This is a genomic window from Tichowtungia aerotolerans (assembly GCF_009905215.1).
Classification (GTDB): Bacteria; Verrucomicrobiota; Kiritimatiellia; order Kiritimatiellales; family Tichowtungiaceae; genus Tichowtungia; species Tichowtungia aerotolerans.
Map to the genome: position 1 here is coordinate 1,043,272 of NZ_CP047593.1, position 15,132 is coordinate 1,058,403.

The window sequence follows — 15,132 nt, forward strand, 5'->3', positions numbered from 1 at the left end:
GCCGGTACTTGATGAACGTTATGAGCTAAGCCATGAATGCCTGACGGGGCAACGGTGAGTGCTCGCCACCCAGACAAAGAACAAGGCCGCGGTGATCAAAGAAAATGTGGTACCCAGTCCACGGATATGAGCATACCCTGCATGCGGAAACAACCGCTCACCCTGCGTGCGCTCTTCCGGCCCCCGGGAACGATCGGAAGACCCTTTTTCAAATACTGAAAAACATGGGTCTAAAATTTTTTTGCCCGGTTGACAAAGCTTCAGCCATATGAACGTTGAACGTCACTCTGAGCGGGCGGAGTCCGCGATAGAGTGAAAGTTGTTGTTGGGATTCCTTTTCATGATTTTATCACCAATAGCGATCCCGGCTTTCGCCAACAAATATGGGATTCCGTAGTTGACCAATATCGCTATCGAGATGGTCGTGACGGTGACTATGATTCTGAAAATGATTCCAAACTTTTCCCATTCAAGGCCGGGGACAATGTCAGCGATGTCTCCTCTCGTTAGCAACCAGACAGCAAAGGGAAGCGCAGTTATTAGTGCTAAGATGCGTCGCTTCATCGTTCTCCTAAAAATTAATCGAACGGCAATAGCAACCCACATTGGCATTAAAAATGTAAACCCCAACAGGCCAGCCATGAACAAATATAAACCTATGTGGTCCATTTTTTATTATCCCAACGTCTGAAAGGACCCTCGTGGCTTGTGCTTCAACTTTGACCGTGCGGGTCATCACGTAGGGTCACTTGATTTGTTCGGTTGTTTTTCCATTACTTGTTTTATTTGTGGGTTTAAAACGAAAATATCCCAGATAAAACTTAGGAATATGACAAGGGGGAGTACGACCAAATATGGTGCAATCCAATAATCATCATTCCCTGTCTTTTCTCTTAAAAACCGCTGGGCTAACCCAATCAAAACGCAGATCAAGAATCCCCCAAAGTATGCGATGAATGTGTGTCTTTTGGGAACCTGTTTTCCTGCTAGCTTCCGAATTTTCCACCGCTCAAGCGCTGAAAGGTTGGCGTAGTCAGGAATCTGTTTTTTTAATAATAATTTCATTTTTTGAAACCGAACGATTCGCATCACTCTGAGCCGCCGGAAGAGGCGGACTTGAGGATTCGAACCACCGGTTAAGTTAGTTTTGGCGCATAGCTCCCGAACATGAAAGGATAGGAGCTATGAAGAAACAAAGAAGGAAACACACGGCGGAGTTCAAGGCCCGTGTCGCACTCGAGGCGGTCAAAGGGCTGGAGACGATTAACGAGATCGCGGCGAAATACGAATTGCACCCGGTACAGGTCGGTAACTGGAAGAAGGAACTTTTAGAACGGGTTCCTGAAGTCTTTGAGCGGAAGAACGCCGCGCCCGACAAAGAGGTCGAGCAAGAGAAAGCCCGATTGGAGCGCAAAGTGGGCCAGTTGTCCATGGAGGTGGATTGGCTCGAAAAAAAGTGCGTACAGCTGGGGATTCCCGGCAGAGGGCGCAGCTCGTGAGTAAGGAATCAAAAATCAGTATTCGCCGGCAATGTAAGCTGCTGGGGATCCCCCGTTCATTAATCTACTACCTGCCGATGGGCGAATCGGAAGAAAACTTGCGCATCATGAAAGAGATCGACGAGCTGCATATGGAAGATGCCTCCGCCGGTGCGCGGAGAATACGGGACTACCTTCGTCGGCGAGGTTGGCCGAAAATCAGCCGTGGCCGCGTAAAACGCCTGATGATGTTGATGGGCATTGAGGCGGTGTATCCGCGCAAGCGCACCACCATCCCCGGCGGGCCGACGGGCATTTATCCGTATCGGCTTCAGGGGCTGAAAATCGACCGGCCGAACCAGGTCTGGAGCGCAGACATCACCTATATACCGATGGCCCGGGGCTTCATGTATCTGTTTGCGATTATCGACTGGCACTCCCGAAAGGTTCTTGCCTGGGAGCTGTCGAACACATTGGATACGGCCTTTTGCGTGCGGACATTGAATCGGGCCGTTGAACGTACGGGGACTCCGCCGGAGATCTTCAATACCGATCAGGGCTGCCAGTTCACATCCGATGAATGGATCAGGCGGCTTAAAGAGTTGGACGTAATCATCAGCATGGATGGCAAAGGCCGCTGGCTCGACAACGTAGTGATCGAGCGGTTCTGGCGCAGTCTGAAATATGAAGATATCTATCTCAGATCGTATGAAAACGGATGGGTGCTTGAACGAGGCATTGAAGCGTATATCATGCGTTACAACCTTCAGCGGCCTCACCAGTCACTTGAAGGCGCAACACCGGAAGAAGTTTATGAAGGAGTCGTCAAACTGGCGGCGTGATTTTTTCCTCCCTCCTCCGGAGGAGGGAGGAAACAAAACAAACCCGGAGCTATGCGGCATAACTAAAACAAAGCATTGAGTGGTTTAAGACCCGAGTCCACTTCTGGAGGCGGTGATAGGGTGTGTGCTCTTGTTATGCTCTTATTAGCTTGTGCTCTACGGCGTAAAATTTTCCCTTGGAGGTCAAAACAATACGTTCCATATAGTCATACTCTATCAATCCTTGCTCAAAGGCCGTGGCGATAATGTCATCTAGATAAATACGAGATATGTTCATCCTGCGGACAAGAGATTTATACCACGTGTAATCATCTCCATTTTCAAAGTCATCTACAATGAATCCCATCAGTTCTCTGAGAGAGTCGGCAGTTTTATCCGGGCGTAGATTCTCCACAGGGACAAATGGATTGTTACCGATGTCTGGTTTTTTAAACAAAGGCGATCCGTGAAGTGTTCTCACAAGTTCGTCAAAACTAAATTCGAATTCATTTACTTGGGAGAAGTCAATGAATAGCTTGGTTTTAAGAAATGTTGGAACCTGTTTTGTTCCAGCTTGACGGATAATCGGAATAACCTTGTTAGAGTCAATGTTTGCCAATAAATCTGCGGTTACAATCATCTTTTCGTATCCTACGCCTCCTTTGCCCATATTAGCCTTTTCTACATATTTTTCAGTACAAACCATCAACACGTAATCGGAAGTAGACAGGTGGGTTTCCATAAAATGAGGCAGATCATCACCAGGGCGCAGCTCCCATTGATCAATAATGGCATCAACACCATGGTTTCTGAGCCGAGTCGCTAAGTCTAGCACCCACTGTTTATGCTCTTGAGAATCGTGTGAGTAAGAGATGAACACCTTTGGGATTGCCATTTTTACATTCCTTATTTATGGGCATAACGTCAAAAGTAAGCTTCGGAAAAGGCCGTGCCGACTTCCGCTCCGTGCGATCTAGTGATTTTCAAAATCACCACCGGTGGTTTTTCGTAAGTTCAACTTTCTTGTTCGATTTGTTTTTCATAATTAACTCATTAATCAACATTCCAAGTGAGATTAGAAAGCTCAACGTTCCGGTTCCCATCGGGAATATGAGCATAAACATCCCGCCCGGGTTTTCATAGAAGAAACAGGCAATGAAGGGGATGAATGCCAGAATATGGATACCCAAGAGAACATAGCATGTTTTTCTTAACTTGGATCTGTTTTTCCAGATTAACCCAGAAACGGTCATCGGGATAATCGGGCCGCTATAAAGCAACAACGGCAAAACCCAATTTGTGACTATCTCTTTCATTTATTTTTTATGCAATCAGACCTTATGGCTGAAGCGAGAGCTTCGGCCTTTTGTTTTTAAACTGGTGGCGTACTCCATGGGATGATGTCTCGTGGGCTGCCCCGGACGGGCCGGGGCCTATCCAACATTGAACGAACAATGCATTCAAACCAAAGGAGTACGCCATGAAGCGAGTATACATAGGAATCGATGCGCACAAAGAATCAAATGTTCTTGCGTTAGCCTTTTCAGGGACGGAAGCGCCGGAGATGTACGGAAAGACGACGGCTGATTTGAAAGCGTTTGAGGCAGTGCTGCGGCGGATCATGAAAAAGTATGAGCTGGCGAAGGAGGATATGGCGCTGTGCTACGAGGCGGGACCGACAGGGTTCGTACTGGCAAGACGTCTTATTAAACTGGGGTTTGAGTGCATTGTGGTTGCGCCGTCGAAGATCCCGACGCAGTCCGGCGATCGGGTCAAGACGGACCGACGCGACGCCCGCAAGCTCGCACGGCTCTATCGTGCCGGCGAGTTGGAAGGCATTCATATTCCTTCCGTCGAAGACGAGGTGATCCGCGATGTATGCCGGGGACGAACCGATGCGGTCAACTCCATGGCCCGGACGAAGAAACAGCTGCTCTCCTTTTTGCTTCGGAATGGATACCGCTACAAAGGGAAAGCTCATTGGGGCGAGCCGCACATGCGTTACCTGCGGGAACTTGTACTGGCCGATCCAGCGCAAAAAGTGGTTCTGGAAGAGTATCTTCAACGGATCGATTTTGCAGTCAAACAGGTCGAACGCATTGACGGGCAGATGGAAGCCCTTTTACAGACCTGGTCTCGCAAGCCACTGGTCGAAGCTCTAATGGGGTTCAAGGGTTTTAAACGAACAGCGGCGATGGTGATCGTCAGCGAAATCGGACACTTTGGTCGATTCGAACATCCCAAACAGCTAATGGCCTATCTCGGGCTGGTTCCATCGGAGGACTCCTCCGGTGGCCGAAGACGACAGGGCTCCATTACCAAGTGCGGCAACTCTCACGCGCGTTGGATGCTGGTTGAATCAGCCGAGCATTATCGAAAGCCGCCCAAAATAGCCAAAGGACTCTCCGTGCGTCAGGAAGGGCTTTCTCGGGAGGTGAAAATCATCAGCTGGCATGCCCAGAATCGATTAAACAAACGCTGGAATAAACTGATCTTCCGGGGAATGCACCCGAACAAAATCCGGGTTGCCGTTGCCCGTGAACTCTCCTCATATATTTGGGATCTGGCGAAGATCGTCGGATAAAACTTTTTCCAGAATCGAACCCGGGGGGACGGAAACGAGAGTTGCAGAGGCGATAGCGTATTAAATCTTTCGCACATTTGAATTGGGGTTCTCCCGGCTGGTAAAACCAGCCGTGTGTCAGCAAACACAAGGAGAACCAAATGGATAGAGACCAAAAGACGACGGAAGATACCACGAAAAAGATCATCGAAATTGACGACTCGGCTGTGCGGGGACATCTGCAGGAGCTGGTGAGAGGCTCCGTTGAGGAGACGCTCAACGGCCTGCTGGATGCCGAAGCGGATACCCTGTGCGGAGCAAAACGCTATGAGCGAAGCCCGGATCGGGTGGATTCTCGTGCGGGCCATTACGAGCGTGGACTGGAGACACAAGCCGGCAGTGTGAAGCTCAAAGTACCCAAGCTTCGCAGCATTCCCTTTGAGACACAGATCATTGAACGCTATCGTCGTCGTGAAAGCTCCGTCGAAGAAGCGTTGATGGAGATGTATCTGGCCGGGGTGTCGGTTCGCCGTGTTGAAGATATTACGCAGGCACTGTGGGGCACGCGAGTCAGCCCGGGAACGGTCAGTAACCTGAACCAAAAAGTTTATGAACGCATCGAGAAGTGGCGGACACGCCCGATTGATGGCGAGTATCCGTACGTCTATCTCGACGGGATCTGCCTGAAGCGCAGCTGGGGCGGCGAAGTGAAGAACGTATCGGTTCTGGTCGCTATTGGAGTCAATGCGGAAGGCTATCGAGAGATTCTTGGTGCCGCCGAAGGCGAGAAGGAAGACAAGGCCGGATGGCAAGCATTCTTGCGCGATCTGAAGGAGCGGGGGCTCAAAGGGGTTCGCTTGATCGTCAGCGATAAATGCCTTGGGTTGGTGGAATCGGTCGCCGAGGTTTATCCATCCGCCGACTGGCAACGTTGCGTGGTTCACTGGTACCGCAACATCTTCCAGAATGTACCGCGCCAGAAAGTCAAAGCAGTCGCTGCCATGCTCAAAGCAATTCATGCCCAGGAAGACCGCGAAGCGGCCTTGGAAAAGGCTCAGGCAGTCGTAGAAAAGCTAAAAGGCATGAAGCTGAACAAAGCGGCCGATCACGTGCAACGAACCGTAGACGAAACACTGAGCTATATGAGCTATCCCGAGGAGCATTGGCGGCGCATCCGCACCAACAATCCGTTGGAGCGGATTATGCGCGAGATCCGGCGACGTACCCGCGTAGTCGGCAGCTTTCCTGACGGACAGTCCGCGCTGATGCTGGTCGCAGCTCGTCTACGCCACATCGCAGGCACCAAATGGGGGACGCGCCGCTACCTGAACATGACCCGACTCTACGAACTGGAACAACTCAAGAAGAATGCCGCATAGGCGGCCTCGGGCTTCGACCCAACTCCGACGAGTTATATGACCCATTCTCGTTGGCCCGAAGCCCAGAGGCCGCCCCGAACAACAGAATTTATGGAGAACTCCAAAACGAAAGTGCGAAAGATTCTGGACACTACCATCGCGCCCTAACGATGCTGGGAATGGAAGAAGCTGGAGCACAGCAAAAAAAACAATTCAAGCAGCCGTTGACCTAGCTTCAGACGGCGACACGGTTTGGGTAGCAGATGGCGTGTATAATCAAGGTGGAACTGATGGGCCGACGATGTATATCGGCACACCACTTAATACATATTATGCCAATACTGTTGTGAACCGTGTTTGCATAACAAAAGCCATCACGGTTTGTTCCCTGAATGGGCCTGATAAAACTATTATTCAAGGCAAAGCCGGGGCAAATGGCGGTAACGATGTGGATACGGTTCGTGGAGCATTCCTATTGAATGGAGCATCGTTGGTTGGCTTCAATATCATTGCGGGACACACGAAAGCAACCGGGAGCGATTATCACTTTGATCGCTCCGGAGGAGGGGTTTGGCTGTCAGAAAACTGCACTGTATCGAACTGCATATTGACCGCGAACTCGGCAAGTTATAAAGGCGGTGGTGCATATGTGTATCTGGGTGGTTTGGTAAGTAATTGCGTGCTGGCTAATAACTCAGCAGGAGATGGTGGCGGTGCAGCAACAAAAGGCTTAGGCATTTTGAATAATTGCATCCTGAAAGGTAATTCGGGCTATACAGGAGCCGGAGTGCATATGTCCGGAGGAACACTAAACAACTGTCTGGTCACTGGAAATATTGCCAGCTTTGGCGGTGCTGGTGTTTATGTGTCAAGTTACGGAACTTTAAACAATTGCACTCTTAGTGGTAACCTAGCGGATGTCAGATGCGGAGGCGCGTATTTATATAGAGGAGGGTCAGTAAGGAACAGTATTGTTTGGGGAAACTCAGCACCCTCAGCAAACAATATATATACATATAGCTATGGCTGGAGTGTAAATTTTACCTGTTCGGATCCTGTCGCTCAGTTCGGCACAGGAAACTTTTGTGAGGACCCATCATTTTTGGCTGAAGATCATGGCGACTTTCGACTGCGAGCCAGCTCCCCATGCCTAGACATCGGAAATAACAGCTATATCTCAACGGATAGTGATTTAACTGGCGACCAGCGGATTAGAAACGTAACGGTTGACCTTGGAGCCTATGAGTTCAGGCAGAACGAATTTGAATTAACATATACAAATGGACTTGATGCGCTCCAATGGTCTAGCGGCCCGGGACGAATATACTCTATCTACTGGACGGACAATTTATCCGAAGGGTTTCGCCCACTGGCGGAAAATATTCCGTGGACAAGTAATAGGTTCCTAAATCTACCGAAAACCTCGAGTGCTTTTTTTAAACTTAGCGTCGAGCTTGAAAACAAATAAGCGAACAACCATTAAGCCCTTCTGAGTAAAGCACAAAAATCCCCCATCTGATCGTTTTTATGTTTTGCAACTTTCGCTATCGATCAGTCCTTCTCCCCAATCAAACTCAGGCCGTTTTCTCTTCAAGTGCGAGTCGGTGACAGGCACCGCTCAAACAACCGTGCGGGCTCAGTCGGCCGGGATTCCCGCTTTGCAGCGGGCGGCGGCTGTCCGGTGCTCGCAAGCATTCCGGACGTCCCAGAAAATCATTCGGTTTGCCGTTCCCTTCGGTCACTGCTTTCGCGAGCGAAAGCCTGTCTCCCGTTGGTCGGCTGTCCCTGCATACTTCCCATTCAAGAGCGAAGCGGTTGTCCGTCATAAAGACAGATTCCAGTTGGTGTCGGGCCTGCAGCAGGGTCGGCTCCTCATTCAAATCAGGTTTTAAAAACCGGAGATGGCGGGACCAATCAAGCGCGGAGGGATCAGGCCAGATTCCCATCACGACGGATTCGGGTTGCCCCAGTTTATTACGTCGTGTTTGCAGGAGGCCACTTGTGTCCCAGTTAGGCGTTCGGGTACCCGCCGTCTCCTCAAAAAATCATCGTCGTCCTCTCATCATCATCTCCGGTGAAAATCCGGTTTTCTGTTTCAACATAAAATACACAGCGCGGGCGATCTTGGTGGCCAGCACAGCATTGGCAATATGTTTGCCTTTCTGTCGGGCCAGCTTTTCATAATAGGCATTGAGTTTTTTATCGGCCCGTTTACCGAGAACTGCCGCCTGCATAAACGCCCATTTGAGATACGGGTTGCCCATCTTGCGGCCTTTGCCTCCAAAGTCCTTGCCGCCGCTTTCGTTGGTGCCGGCCACCAGCCGGCAGTAGCTCACGAAGTCCTTGTCCGACGGGAACCGTTTGATGTCGATTGTTTCGTACAGGATGGTCAGCGCCAGGATTTTTCCAATGCCTGGAACGGTTCTGAGCAGCCGGTAGTCTTGCGGCTGAAAATCCCGCGCATACTTTTCGATCCGCTGCTCCATCTGCATGATAATCCGGTCATAGCTTTCAATCATGTAGAGCTCTGCCTCAGCGGTAAAACTGTCGAGTGGAGCCTCAAAACTGCTGCGCACACCTTCGCGCCAGCGTTCTTTGGAGTTCGCCTGAATGTTCAGGGGGCGGTTCCCTGCCGCCATCACTTCTCGCGCTGAATGCCCTGTCAGAACTGCGCGGTTACGCACATACTTTGTGCGACGCCGAAGCAGGTTGCGAACAGGTCGCAGTTCGCGGGGACAGACATACGCAGGAGGGATCCGGTTCGTGCGCAGGCACTCGGCCAGCTCCCGAGCATCCTCCTTGTCGTTCTTATGCTTGTTGGCCGCAATCGATTTTACGTAATACGCATGAGCCAGCACGAACTTGATGCCTGCATCCTCGCAGGCGTCTGCCAGCCAGAAGCAGACGAAACAGCTCTCGCACGTTACGGTTAGATCCTTCCGGTATGGTTCGACCAGCTTTAAAAAGAAGCCGAAATCGTTATCCCTGATGTTGCGGTGCACCAGCACCTCGCCTGCACGATTCATCACGCAGATGTACATCTGACGTGTGTGCAGATCGATTCCGCAGTTGTATTCCGTCGTCGTTGTGTAATACTTCATCCAAGTCTCCTTTCTTGTTAAGTGAGACGCCTCCTGATGATCGTGCCGGGAAGCTTGAGCACCAGGGGGCACCTAATTTTAGAATAAGAAATACACAGCCCTTTCTGAAGGGCTTAGATGAGTATCAAGCGCACACACTCTATCACCGCCTCCGGCGGTTCAGAGTGACGCGTAGGTAGTGTCCAGAATCTTTCGCACTTTCGTTTTGGAGTTCTCCATAAATTCTGTTGTTCGGGGCGGCCTCTGGGCTTCGGGCCAACGAGAATGGGTCATATAACTCGTCGGAGTTGGGTCGAAGCCCGAGGCCGCCTATGCGGCATTCTTCTTGAGTTGTTCCAGTTCGTAGAGTCGGGTCATGTTCAGGTAGCGGCGCGTCCCCCATTTGGTGCCTGCGATGTGGCGTAGACGAGCTGCGACCAGCATCAGCGCGGACTGTCCGTCAGGAAAGCTGCCGACTACGCGGGTACGTCGCCGGATCTCGCGCATAATCCGCTCCAACGGATTGTTGGTGCGGATGCGCCGCCAATGCTCCTCGGGATAGCTCATATAGCTCAGTGTTTCGTCTACGGTTCGTTGCACGTGATCGGCCGCTTTGTTCAGCTTCATGCCTTTTAGCTTTTCTACGACTGCCTGAGCCTTTTCCAAGGCCGCTTCGCGGTCTTCCTGGGCATGAATTGCTTTGAGCATGGCAGCGACTGCTTTGACTTTCTGGCGCGGTACATTCTGGAAGATGTTGCGGTACCAGTGAACCACGCAACGTTGCCAGTCGGCGGATGGATAAACCTCGGCGACCGATTCCACCAACCCAAGGCATTTATCGCTGACGATCAAGCGAACCCCTTTGAGCCCCCGCTCCTTCAGATCGCGCAAGAATGCTTGCCATCCGGCCTTGTCTTCCTTCTCGCCTTCGGCGGCACCAAGAATCTCTCGATAGCCTTCCGCATTGACTCCAATAGCGACCAGAACCGATACGTTCTTCACTTCGCCGCCCCAGCTGCGCTTCAGGCAGATCCCGTCGAGATAGACGTACGGATACTCGCCATCAATCGGGCGTGTCCGCCACTTCTCGATGCGTTCATAAACTTTTTGGTTCAGGTTACTGACCGTTCCCGGGCTGACTCGCGTGCCCCACAGTGCCTGCGTAATATCTTCAACACGGCGAACCGACACCCCGGCCAGATACATCTCCATCAACGCTTCTTCGACGGAGCTTTCACGACGACGATAGCGTTCAATGATCTGTGTCTCAAAGGGAATGCTGCGAAGCTTGGGTACTTTGAGCTTCACACTGCCGGCTTGTGTCTCCAGTCCACGCTCGTAATGGCCCGCACGAGAATCCACCCGATCCGGGCTTCGCTCATAGCGTTTTGCTCCGCACAGGGTATCCGCTTCGGCATCCAGCAGGCCGTTGAGCGTCTCCTCAACGGAGCCTCTCACCAGCTCCTGCAGATGTCCCCGCACAGCCGAGTCGTCAATTTCGATGATCTTTTTCGTGGTATCTTCCGTCGTCTTTTGGTCTCTATCCATTTGGTTCTCCTTGTGTTTGCTGACACACGGCTGGTTTTACCAGCCGGGAGAACCCCAATTCAAATGTGCGAAAGATTTAATACGCTATCGGCGCGATGCATCAACATAATATGTAGAAGCAAAAATATTTGACGCTATTAGAGTTGTGATAACTAGGTGTATTTCCTTTTTCATAGATTTCTTTATATTTATACAAGCGAACGTCTCAAAGCAGCGTTCGGCGGCGGAGTCGCCGATAAGCTGACTTTGCTTGTTCGCTGTTATTTATTTGTCTACGATTTTGAATTTCTGCTCTGCAAGAACCACTCCTTCACGTCTAACTTGAAACACCCATATTCCTGGGATTGTTTCCCAATCTGTTTCTAAGCGGTAACAAAAATTGTTTGGTTCGTTGACTTGGATTTCCATGTCAGCAATATCGGTGGAGTAAGTCCTACCACTCTCTGGGTCTGTTAGACCACCTTCAGGAAATATGATTACTTCCTCAACTGTGGCTATGCCATTGTCTGCTTCTCCCCTGAAAACGTATTCGATCCCAAATTGGATGTTTTCTTCTAATGGTATTTCAGAGGTTGATTCTAATAGATTCCATCCATCGTATATATCATCTTCACCATGTACGGCATCTGGGCGAGCCACAGTTTCATCAGGGATGTTGTCTGTGATGCCATAGCTTAATATTTCGACTTTATTCATTTGTTTAGAACATCCTGTGCTCATGATTACTCCAATCATGATGAATAAAATTTGTTTCATGTTTTTATGCAGCGAACGTCTCGAAGCAGCGTTTGGGAGCGGAGCGACCAATAAGCTGACTTCGCTGGTTAGGAATTTTTATATACCTCTTCTAATCCGCGATTGAGTCGAGTGAGCACATCAGTCAGCTTTTTATCTGTGATCTTCTCTTTAGACTCAAACAAAGCAAACAGTGATTCAGCCTTGCCTTCCTCAATAGCTCGCAAAAATATCGCCAAAGCCTGAATTTGTCCTTCATCCTGAACCGTAACAGTTGGTCTTTTTTTCTGTTGAAGAGTTCTGCCAATGCCGCCTTCCAGATCCCCCATGTAGGCATAAATTCGTGATTTAACCGTTGTGTTGTCGGTTCGCGATTGCCCCCACATTATCCAGGGTGAGATATCAAGCGAGAAATGCAGAAGAGGTTCCTCGGCTGGGTGGAAATAATTGTATGAGCCATCATTAACACCATCTTTTACGAGTTTTTTATCTTCCCCGTAAACCGCCTCCTTATGTCCGTCAGGGGAGAGGTAAACAGTATTATCCTTTGCGCCATTTTGCTGGTGTATGCACACCTCATGTGTGTTCTGAAGAATGGTGTAGAGAATGGATATTTTTTCTGCAGATATTTCTCCGCTTTTGATTTGTTGAATATACGGTGCCAGCTTGAGTTCTTTCTCAGCCATTTTACAATGACTGGACATCTGCTTTTCTCCAAATTCAGCAATAGCCATGATGGGAATAATTGCGCTTAAGATGGCAATGATGATTTTTTTCATATTTTGTGATTCCTAACGTTGAACGTCACTCTGAGCGGGCGGAGTCCGCGATAGAGTGAAAGTTGTTGTTGGGCAAATTTATTTTAGTTTCCACTAGAAAGCTTTCTGGTTATTTCGGCTTTGATATACTCAGCGAGTATTCCAAATGTCCAAGATGCTGATGGCTTCAAAATGTTTTCTTTTGCTTTATTCCAGATGGATTCATCTTTGATTGAGTCTGCGAAATCTTGACCAGTCCAAGTTAGCCGAAAAATCATAGCAGCGTTCGCCAACGGTTTTCCTCCACCTGAAAATGATGCCGTTACCAAGCCTGCTTCTTCCAAAAGTTGTGCGTGGTAGATGAAAACTTTTGGGGCTATGCCGCTGATGCTACTTAGTGGCTTATCTGAATCTCGAACCGCTAGAACAACGGTTCGAATTATGTCCATGTCTCTTTTCATATTTATCTATGCCCAACGGGTGAAAGGAGCCTCGTGGCTTGTGCTTCGCATAGACACGCAGCGAGTTTCACGTAGGGTCACTTGATTTGTTCGGCTCCATTAATATTGATTGATCAAGTTTTGCTAGCACCCACAATGTGTACCCACCAATGACTGTTCCGATCGGGAATTGAAAAAGCAGCAGAACACCAATGATGAATCCAACAACTCGCGTTGCCCATTTGCGGTTCATGCGGACAGCTTTTCCAAAAAATATATGAAATATTGCCTGCACTAAGATCAAAAGTGATGCACCAATGAACATAAAAACGATCGATTGCAGATCAGGTTGTCCTGTTCCGCTCAATAGGCGCTGTATATCTTTTATCGTAAGGGGAATGAAAAGAAGGGCCGCCGCAATTCCAATCCAACCGAATGCGATATATACAGTTCCTAATCTATGCAGATGCTTTTCCATTTTCATTTTTTGTTACCGAACGTCAAAAGTGAGCTTCGGAAAAGGCCGTTCCGACTTCCGCCCCGTGCGAACTTTTGGTTTAAAAAATCACCACCGGGGTTTTCCGTAAGTTCAACTTTCTGGTTCGATGTTGTTTATTTGTAACCGCCTCCTTATGTCCGTCAGGGGAGAGGTAAACAGTATTATCCTTTGCGCCATTTTGCTGGTGTATGCACACCTCATGTGTGTTCTGAAGAATGGTGTAGAGAATGGATATTTTTTCTGCAGATATTTCTCCGCTTTTGATTTGTTGAATATACGGTGCCAGCTTGAGTTCTTTCTCAGCCATTTTACAATGACTGGACATCTGCTTTTCTCCAAATTCAGCAATAGCCATGATGGGAATAATTGCGCTTAAGATGGCAATGATGATTTTTTTCATATTTTGTGATTCCTAACGTTTGAGAGGAGCCTCGTGCCCTGTGCTTTAACTTAATTGAGCGGCGGCGGACACGTAGGCTCACTTGACTGGTTGGAATTCCTCGTTTCCAGGCCCCACCGGTTTGAGAAACTTCTTTATCTGATTGTATTTCTCGTCGATTCGGTTTTTCCCCCATGGACAAAATTCATAAACAATGATTTTCATATCTTTTTCTCCATAAGGAACAGCATAGGCATCCTGGATTCCCAACTCTTTGATTTTTGAATTTATATTTTGGACTTCCGACAAGGAATAATCAGGATTTCCGCCGCTCATGCAAAAGTCATGTCCATTTACAATAAGTACAGGTTGAATCAAACAGCTGATAGAAAACCCAACTGTGATAAGGATTGCTGAAATAATGATGTTCTTTATTTTTTTCATGCCATTCCAACGTCTCGAAGCAGCGTTTGGGCACGGAGTGGCCAATAAGCTGACTTCGCTTGTTCGCTGTTTATCTGGTTTTTAAGTATTCTCTCCGGAGGGCATTCCCCTCTGTTTGGGCAAGATCGTATATGTGATTTTTCCAAAAAATTGGGCCAAAGTGGTTTTCCTTGTGCACCTTTATCATTCTGAAGTAGGAAATCAGCCAGCTGGCGAGATGTGTTGGTGATGCGAGTTTGCCTTGGTCCGATTCATTAATGATCACAAACCCATGACTGGCAAAAAAGTTCGAATCTAGCTGGTCATTAATTACGACCGATTTTATCAATCCTCTGTACTGGGTCCAATCACTGCCGAAAAAGTGTGACACCTCTTCCATTGATTTACTAACCATCTCTCGGTATTGCTCGGGCACGTGAAATTCAGTCCCACGACTGTTCTTTGAGAATGCTCCCCATGCCTTTACACACGAAACCATGAACTTGTTTAGAAGCATAATTGTCGGGAAAAATATGAAATTTCTAATCATGTTATTTTTTTCAGCGAACGTCAAAAGTGAGCTTCGGAAATGGCCGTGCCGACTTCCGCTCCGTGCGAACTTTTGATTTTAAAAATCATCACCGGGGTTTTCCGTAAGTTCAACTTTCTGGTTCGCTTCGATTTGTTTTAAGCTGAACGCTCTTTCTCTTAACATCAAATCACGTATTTTAATCGTTTTTCTCGCAATGATCGATGCAGCGACTCCTACTGTCATCATGACCACAATTAACGATTGCCAAAGTCCTGAAATTTCGTACAGGGGAGTCATGATTACCATGACCGAGTAAAACATCATTTGCCACGTCAGGATTGTCAAAGAATGGGTCGCCTGAACAGCAATGATTAGATCACTTTCTGTTTTCCAACTCATTCGTTTGCTTCTGAGGAAAGCAATTGTCTTTTTTGCCTTGTTTATATCCATTTTCATAGCGAACGACAAGCATCACTCTGAGCCGGCGGAGTCGGCGATAGAGTGAAGCCGATTGTTCG

The 15,132-nt window shown here is 48.6% G+C and carries 17 protein-coding genes; 5 read left to right on the plus strand and 12 right to left on the minus strand.

Going from position 1 to position 15,132, the window contains the following annotated elements; translation table 11 throughout:
- Nucleotides 1–312: 312 nt before the first annotated feature.
- Nucleotides 313–510 (plus strand): hypothetical protein, encoded by a 198-nt coding sequence (locus GT409_RS04465; RefSeq protein WP_160627339.1) that lies wholly within the window; start codon nucleotides 313–315, stop codon nucleotides 508–510.
- Nucleotides 511–735: 225 nt separating this feature from the next.
- Here the strand turns inward: GT409_RS04465 and GT409_RS04470 are convergent, their stop codons facing one another.
- Nucleotides 736–1,065, minus strand: a complete 330-nt coding sequence (locus GT409_RS04470; RefSeq protein WP_160627341.1) for a hypothetical protein — start codon at nucleotides 1,063–1,065, stop codon at nucleotides 736–738.
- A gap of 119 nt (nucleotides 1,066–1,184) precedes the next feature.
- Here GT409_RS04470 and GT409_RS04475 point away from each other — a divergent pair.
- A protein-coding gene (locus GT409_RS04475; protein WP_160627263.1) for an IS3 family transposase occupies nucleotides 1,185–2,320 on the plus strand; the annotation gives its coding sequence in 2 pieces (ribosomal slippage) (nucleotides 1,185–1,449 and nucleotides 1,449–2,320; 1,137 coding nt in all).
- Between the two features lie 133 nt (nucleotides 2,321–2,453).
- Here GT409_RS04475 and GT409_RS04480 read toward each other — a convergent pair.
- Nucleotides 2,454–3,194 (minus strand): toll/interleukin-1 receptor domain-containing protein, encoded by a 741-nt coding sequence (locus GT409_RS04480; protein WP_160627343.1) that lies wholly within the window; start codon nucleotides 3,192–3,194, stop codon nucleotides 2,454–2,456.
- Between the two features lie 585 nt (nucleotides 3,195–3,779).
- On the opposite strand from GT409_RS04480, the gene GT409_RS04485 reads away from it, so the two are divergent.
- The 3 genes from GT409_RS04485 (at nucleotide 3,780) to GT409_RS04495 (ending at nucleotide 7,688) form a co-directional block, all read left to right on the plus strand.
- Nucleotides 3,780–4,883, plus strand: coding sequence for an IS110 family RNA-guided transposase (locus GT409_RS04485; RefSeq protein WP_160627345.1), 1,104 nt, complete (start codon nucleotides 3,780–3,782; stop codon nucleotides 4,881–4,883).
- A 140-nt stretch (nucleotides 4,884–5,023) separates the two neighbouring features.
- The gene (locus GT409_RS04490) at nucleotides 5,024–6,241 is read left to right on the plus strand and encodes an IS256 family transposase (protein ID WP_160625940.1); all 1,218 of its coding nucleotides are present in this window, start codon (nucleotides 5,024–5,026) and stop codon (nucleotides 6,239–6,241) included.
- A gap of 247 nt (nucleotides 6,242–6,488) precedes the next feature.
- Nucleotides 6,489–7,688 carry a choice-of-anchor Q domain-containing protein gene (locus GT409_RS04495; RefSeq protein WP_160627347.1) on the plus strand — a complete coding sequence of 400 codons (1,200 nt, stop codon included), beginning with the start codon at nucleotides 6,489–6,491 and terminating at the stop codon, nucleotides 7,686–7,688.
- Nucleotides 7,689–7,794: 106 nt separating this feature from the next.
- On the opposite strand, the gene GT409_RS04500 is transcribed toward GT409_RS04495, so the two are convergent.
- From GT409_RS04500 to GT409_RS04545, 10 genes are all read right to left on the minus strand, one after another.
- Entirely contained in the window at nucleotides 7,795–8,166 is a 372-nt protein-coding gene (locus GT409_RS04500; RefSeq protein ID WP_160627328.1) for a hypothetical protein, read from the minus strand.
- 99 nt (nucleotides 8,167–8,265) lie between these two features.
- On the minus strand, nucleotides 8,266–9,321 hold the full coding sequence (locus GT409_RS04505; protein WP_160627327.1) for an IS110 family RNA-guided transposase: 1,056 nt from the start codon (nucleotides 9,319–9,321) through the stop codon (nucleotides 8,266–8,268).
- Nucleotides 9,322–9,630: 309 nt separating this feature from the next.
- On the minus strand, nucleotides 9,631–10,848 hold the full coding sequence (locus GT409_RS04510) for an IS256 family transposase (RefSeq protein WP_160625940.1): 1,218 nt from the start codon (nucleotides 10,846–10,848) through the stop codon (nucleotides 9,631–9,633).
- Nucleotides 10,849–11,112: 264 nt separating this feature from the next.
- Nucleotides 11,113–11,604 carry a DUF3859 domain-containing protein gene (locus GT409_RS04515; protein ID WP_160627349.1) on the minus strand — a complete coding sequence of 164 codons (492 nt, stop codon included), beginning with the start codon at nucleotides 11,602–11,604 and terminating at the stop codon, nucleotides 11,113–11,115.
- 68 nt (nucleotides 11,605–11,672) lie between these two features.
- The gene (locus GT409_RS04520) at nucleotides 11,673–12,362 is read right to left on the minus strand and encodes a hypothetical protein (protein WP_160627351.1); all 690 of its coding nucleotides are present in this window, start codon (nucleotides 12,360–12,362) and stop codon (nucleotides 11,673–11,675) included.
- Between the two features lie 83 nt (nucleotides 12,363–12,445).
- Nucleotides 12,446–12,802: a DUF2513 domain-containing protein gene (locus tag GT409_RS04525; RefSeq protein ID WP_160627353.1), complete on the minus strand. Its 357-nt coding sequence runs from the start codon at nucleotides 12,800–12,802 to the stop codon at nucleotides 12,446–12,448.
- Between the two features lie 67 nt (nucleotides 12,803–12,869).
- Complete coding sequence (locus GT409_RS04530; protein WP_160627071.1) at nucleotides 12,870–13,265, minus strand: hypothetical protein; 396 nt, start codon at nucleotides 13,263–13,265, stop codon at nucleotides 12,870–12,872.
- 73 nt (nucleotides 13,266–13,338) lie between these two features.
- Nucleotides 13,339–13,680, minus strand: a complete 342-nt coding sequence (locus GT409_RS04535; RefSeq protein ID WP_160627355.1) for a hypothetical protein — start codon at nucleotides 13,678–13,680, stop codon at nucleotides 13,339–13,341.
- Between the two features lie 78 nt (nucleotides 13,681–13,758).
- Nucleotides 13,759–14,103 (minus strand): hypothetical protein, encoded by a 345-nt coding sequence (locus GT409_RS04540; protein ID WP_160627357.1) that lies wholly within the window; start codon nucleotides 14,101–14,103, stop codon nucleotides 13,759–13,761.
- A gap of 607 nt (nucleotides 14,104–14,710) precedes the next feature.
- The gene (locus GT409_RS04545) at nucleotides 14,711–15,070 is read right to left on the minus strand and encodes a hypothetical protein (protein WP_160627359.1); all 360 of its coding nucleotides are present in this window, start codon (nucleotides 15,068–15,070) and stop codon (nucleotides 14,711–14,713) included.
- Between the last annotated feature and the right edge of the window lie 62 nt (nucleotides 15,071–15,132).

Excerpts from the sequence above, each read along its gene's own strand:
- GT409_RS04470 (WP_160627341.1), bottom strand. The coding sequence starts at position 1,065 with ATGAAATTATTATTAAAAAAACAGATTCCTGACTACGCCAACCTTTCA.
- GT409_RS04480 (WP_160627343.1), bottom strand. The coding sequence starts at position 3,194 with ATGGCAATCCCAAAGGTGTTCATCTCTTACTCACACGATTCTCAAGAG.
- GT409_RS04485 (WP_160627345.1), top strand. The coding sequence starts at position 3,780 with ATGAAGCGAGTATACATAGGAATCGATGCGCACAAAGAATCAAATGTT.
- GT409_RS04490 (WP_160625940.1), top strand. The coding sequence starts at position 5,024 with ATGGATAGAGACCAAAAGACGACGGAAGATACCACGAAAAAGATCATC.
- GT409_RS04500 (WP_160627328.1), bottom strand. The coding sequence starts at position 8,166 with ATGGGAATCTGGCCTGATCCCTCCGCGCTTGATTGGTCCCGCCATCTC.
- GT409_RS04505 (WP_160627327.1), bottom strand. The coding sequence starts at position 9,321 with ATGAAGTATTACACAACGACGACGGAATACAACTGCGGAATCGATCTG.
- GT409_RS04510 (WP_160625940.1), bottom strand. The coding sequence starts at position 10,848 with ATGGATAGAGACCAAAAGACGACGGAAGATACCACGAAAAAGATCATC.
- GT409_RS04515 (WP_160627349.1), bottom strand. The coding sequence starts at position 11,604 with ATGAAACAAATTTTATTCATCATGATTGGAGTAATCATGAGCACAGGA.
- GT409_RS04520 (WP_160627351.1), bottom strand. The coding sequence starts at position 12,362 with ATGAAAAAAATCATCATTGCCATCTTAAGCGCAATTATTCCCATCATG.
- GT409_RS04525 (WP_160627353.1), bottom strand. The coding sequence starts at position 12,802 with ATGAAAAGAGACATGGACATAATTCGAACCGTTGTTCTAGCGGTTCGA.
- GT409_RS04530 (WP_160627071.1), bottom strand. The coding sequence starts at position 13,265 with ATGAAAATGGAAAAGCATCTGCATAGATTAGGAACTGTATATATCGCA.
- GT409_RS04535 (WP_160627355.1), bottom strand. The coding sequence starts at position 13,680 with ATGAAAAAAATCATCATTGCCATCTTAAGCGCAATTATTCCCATCATG.
- GT409_RS04540 (WP_160627357.1), bottom strand. The coding sequence starts at position 14,103 with ATGAAAAAAATAAAGAACATCATTATTTCAGCAATCCTTATCACAGTT.
- GT409_RS04545 (WP_160627359.1), bottom strand. The coding sequence starts at position 15,070 with ATGAAAATGGATATAAACAAGGCAAAAAAGACAATTGCTTTCCTCAGA.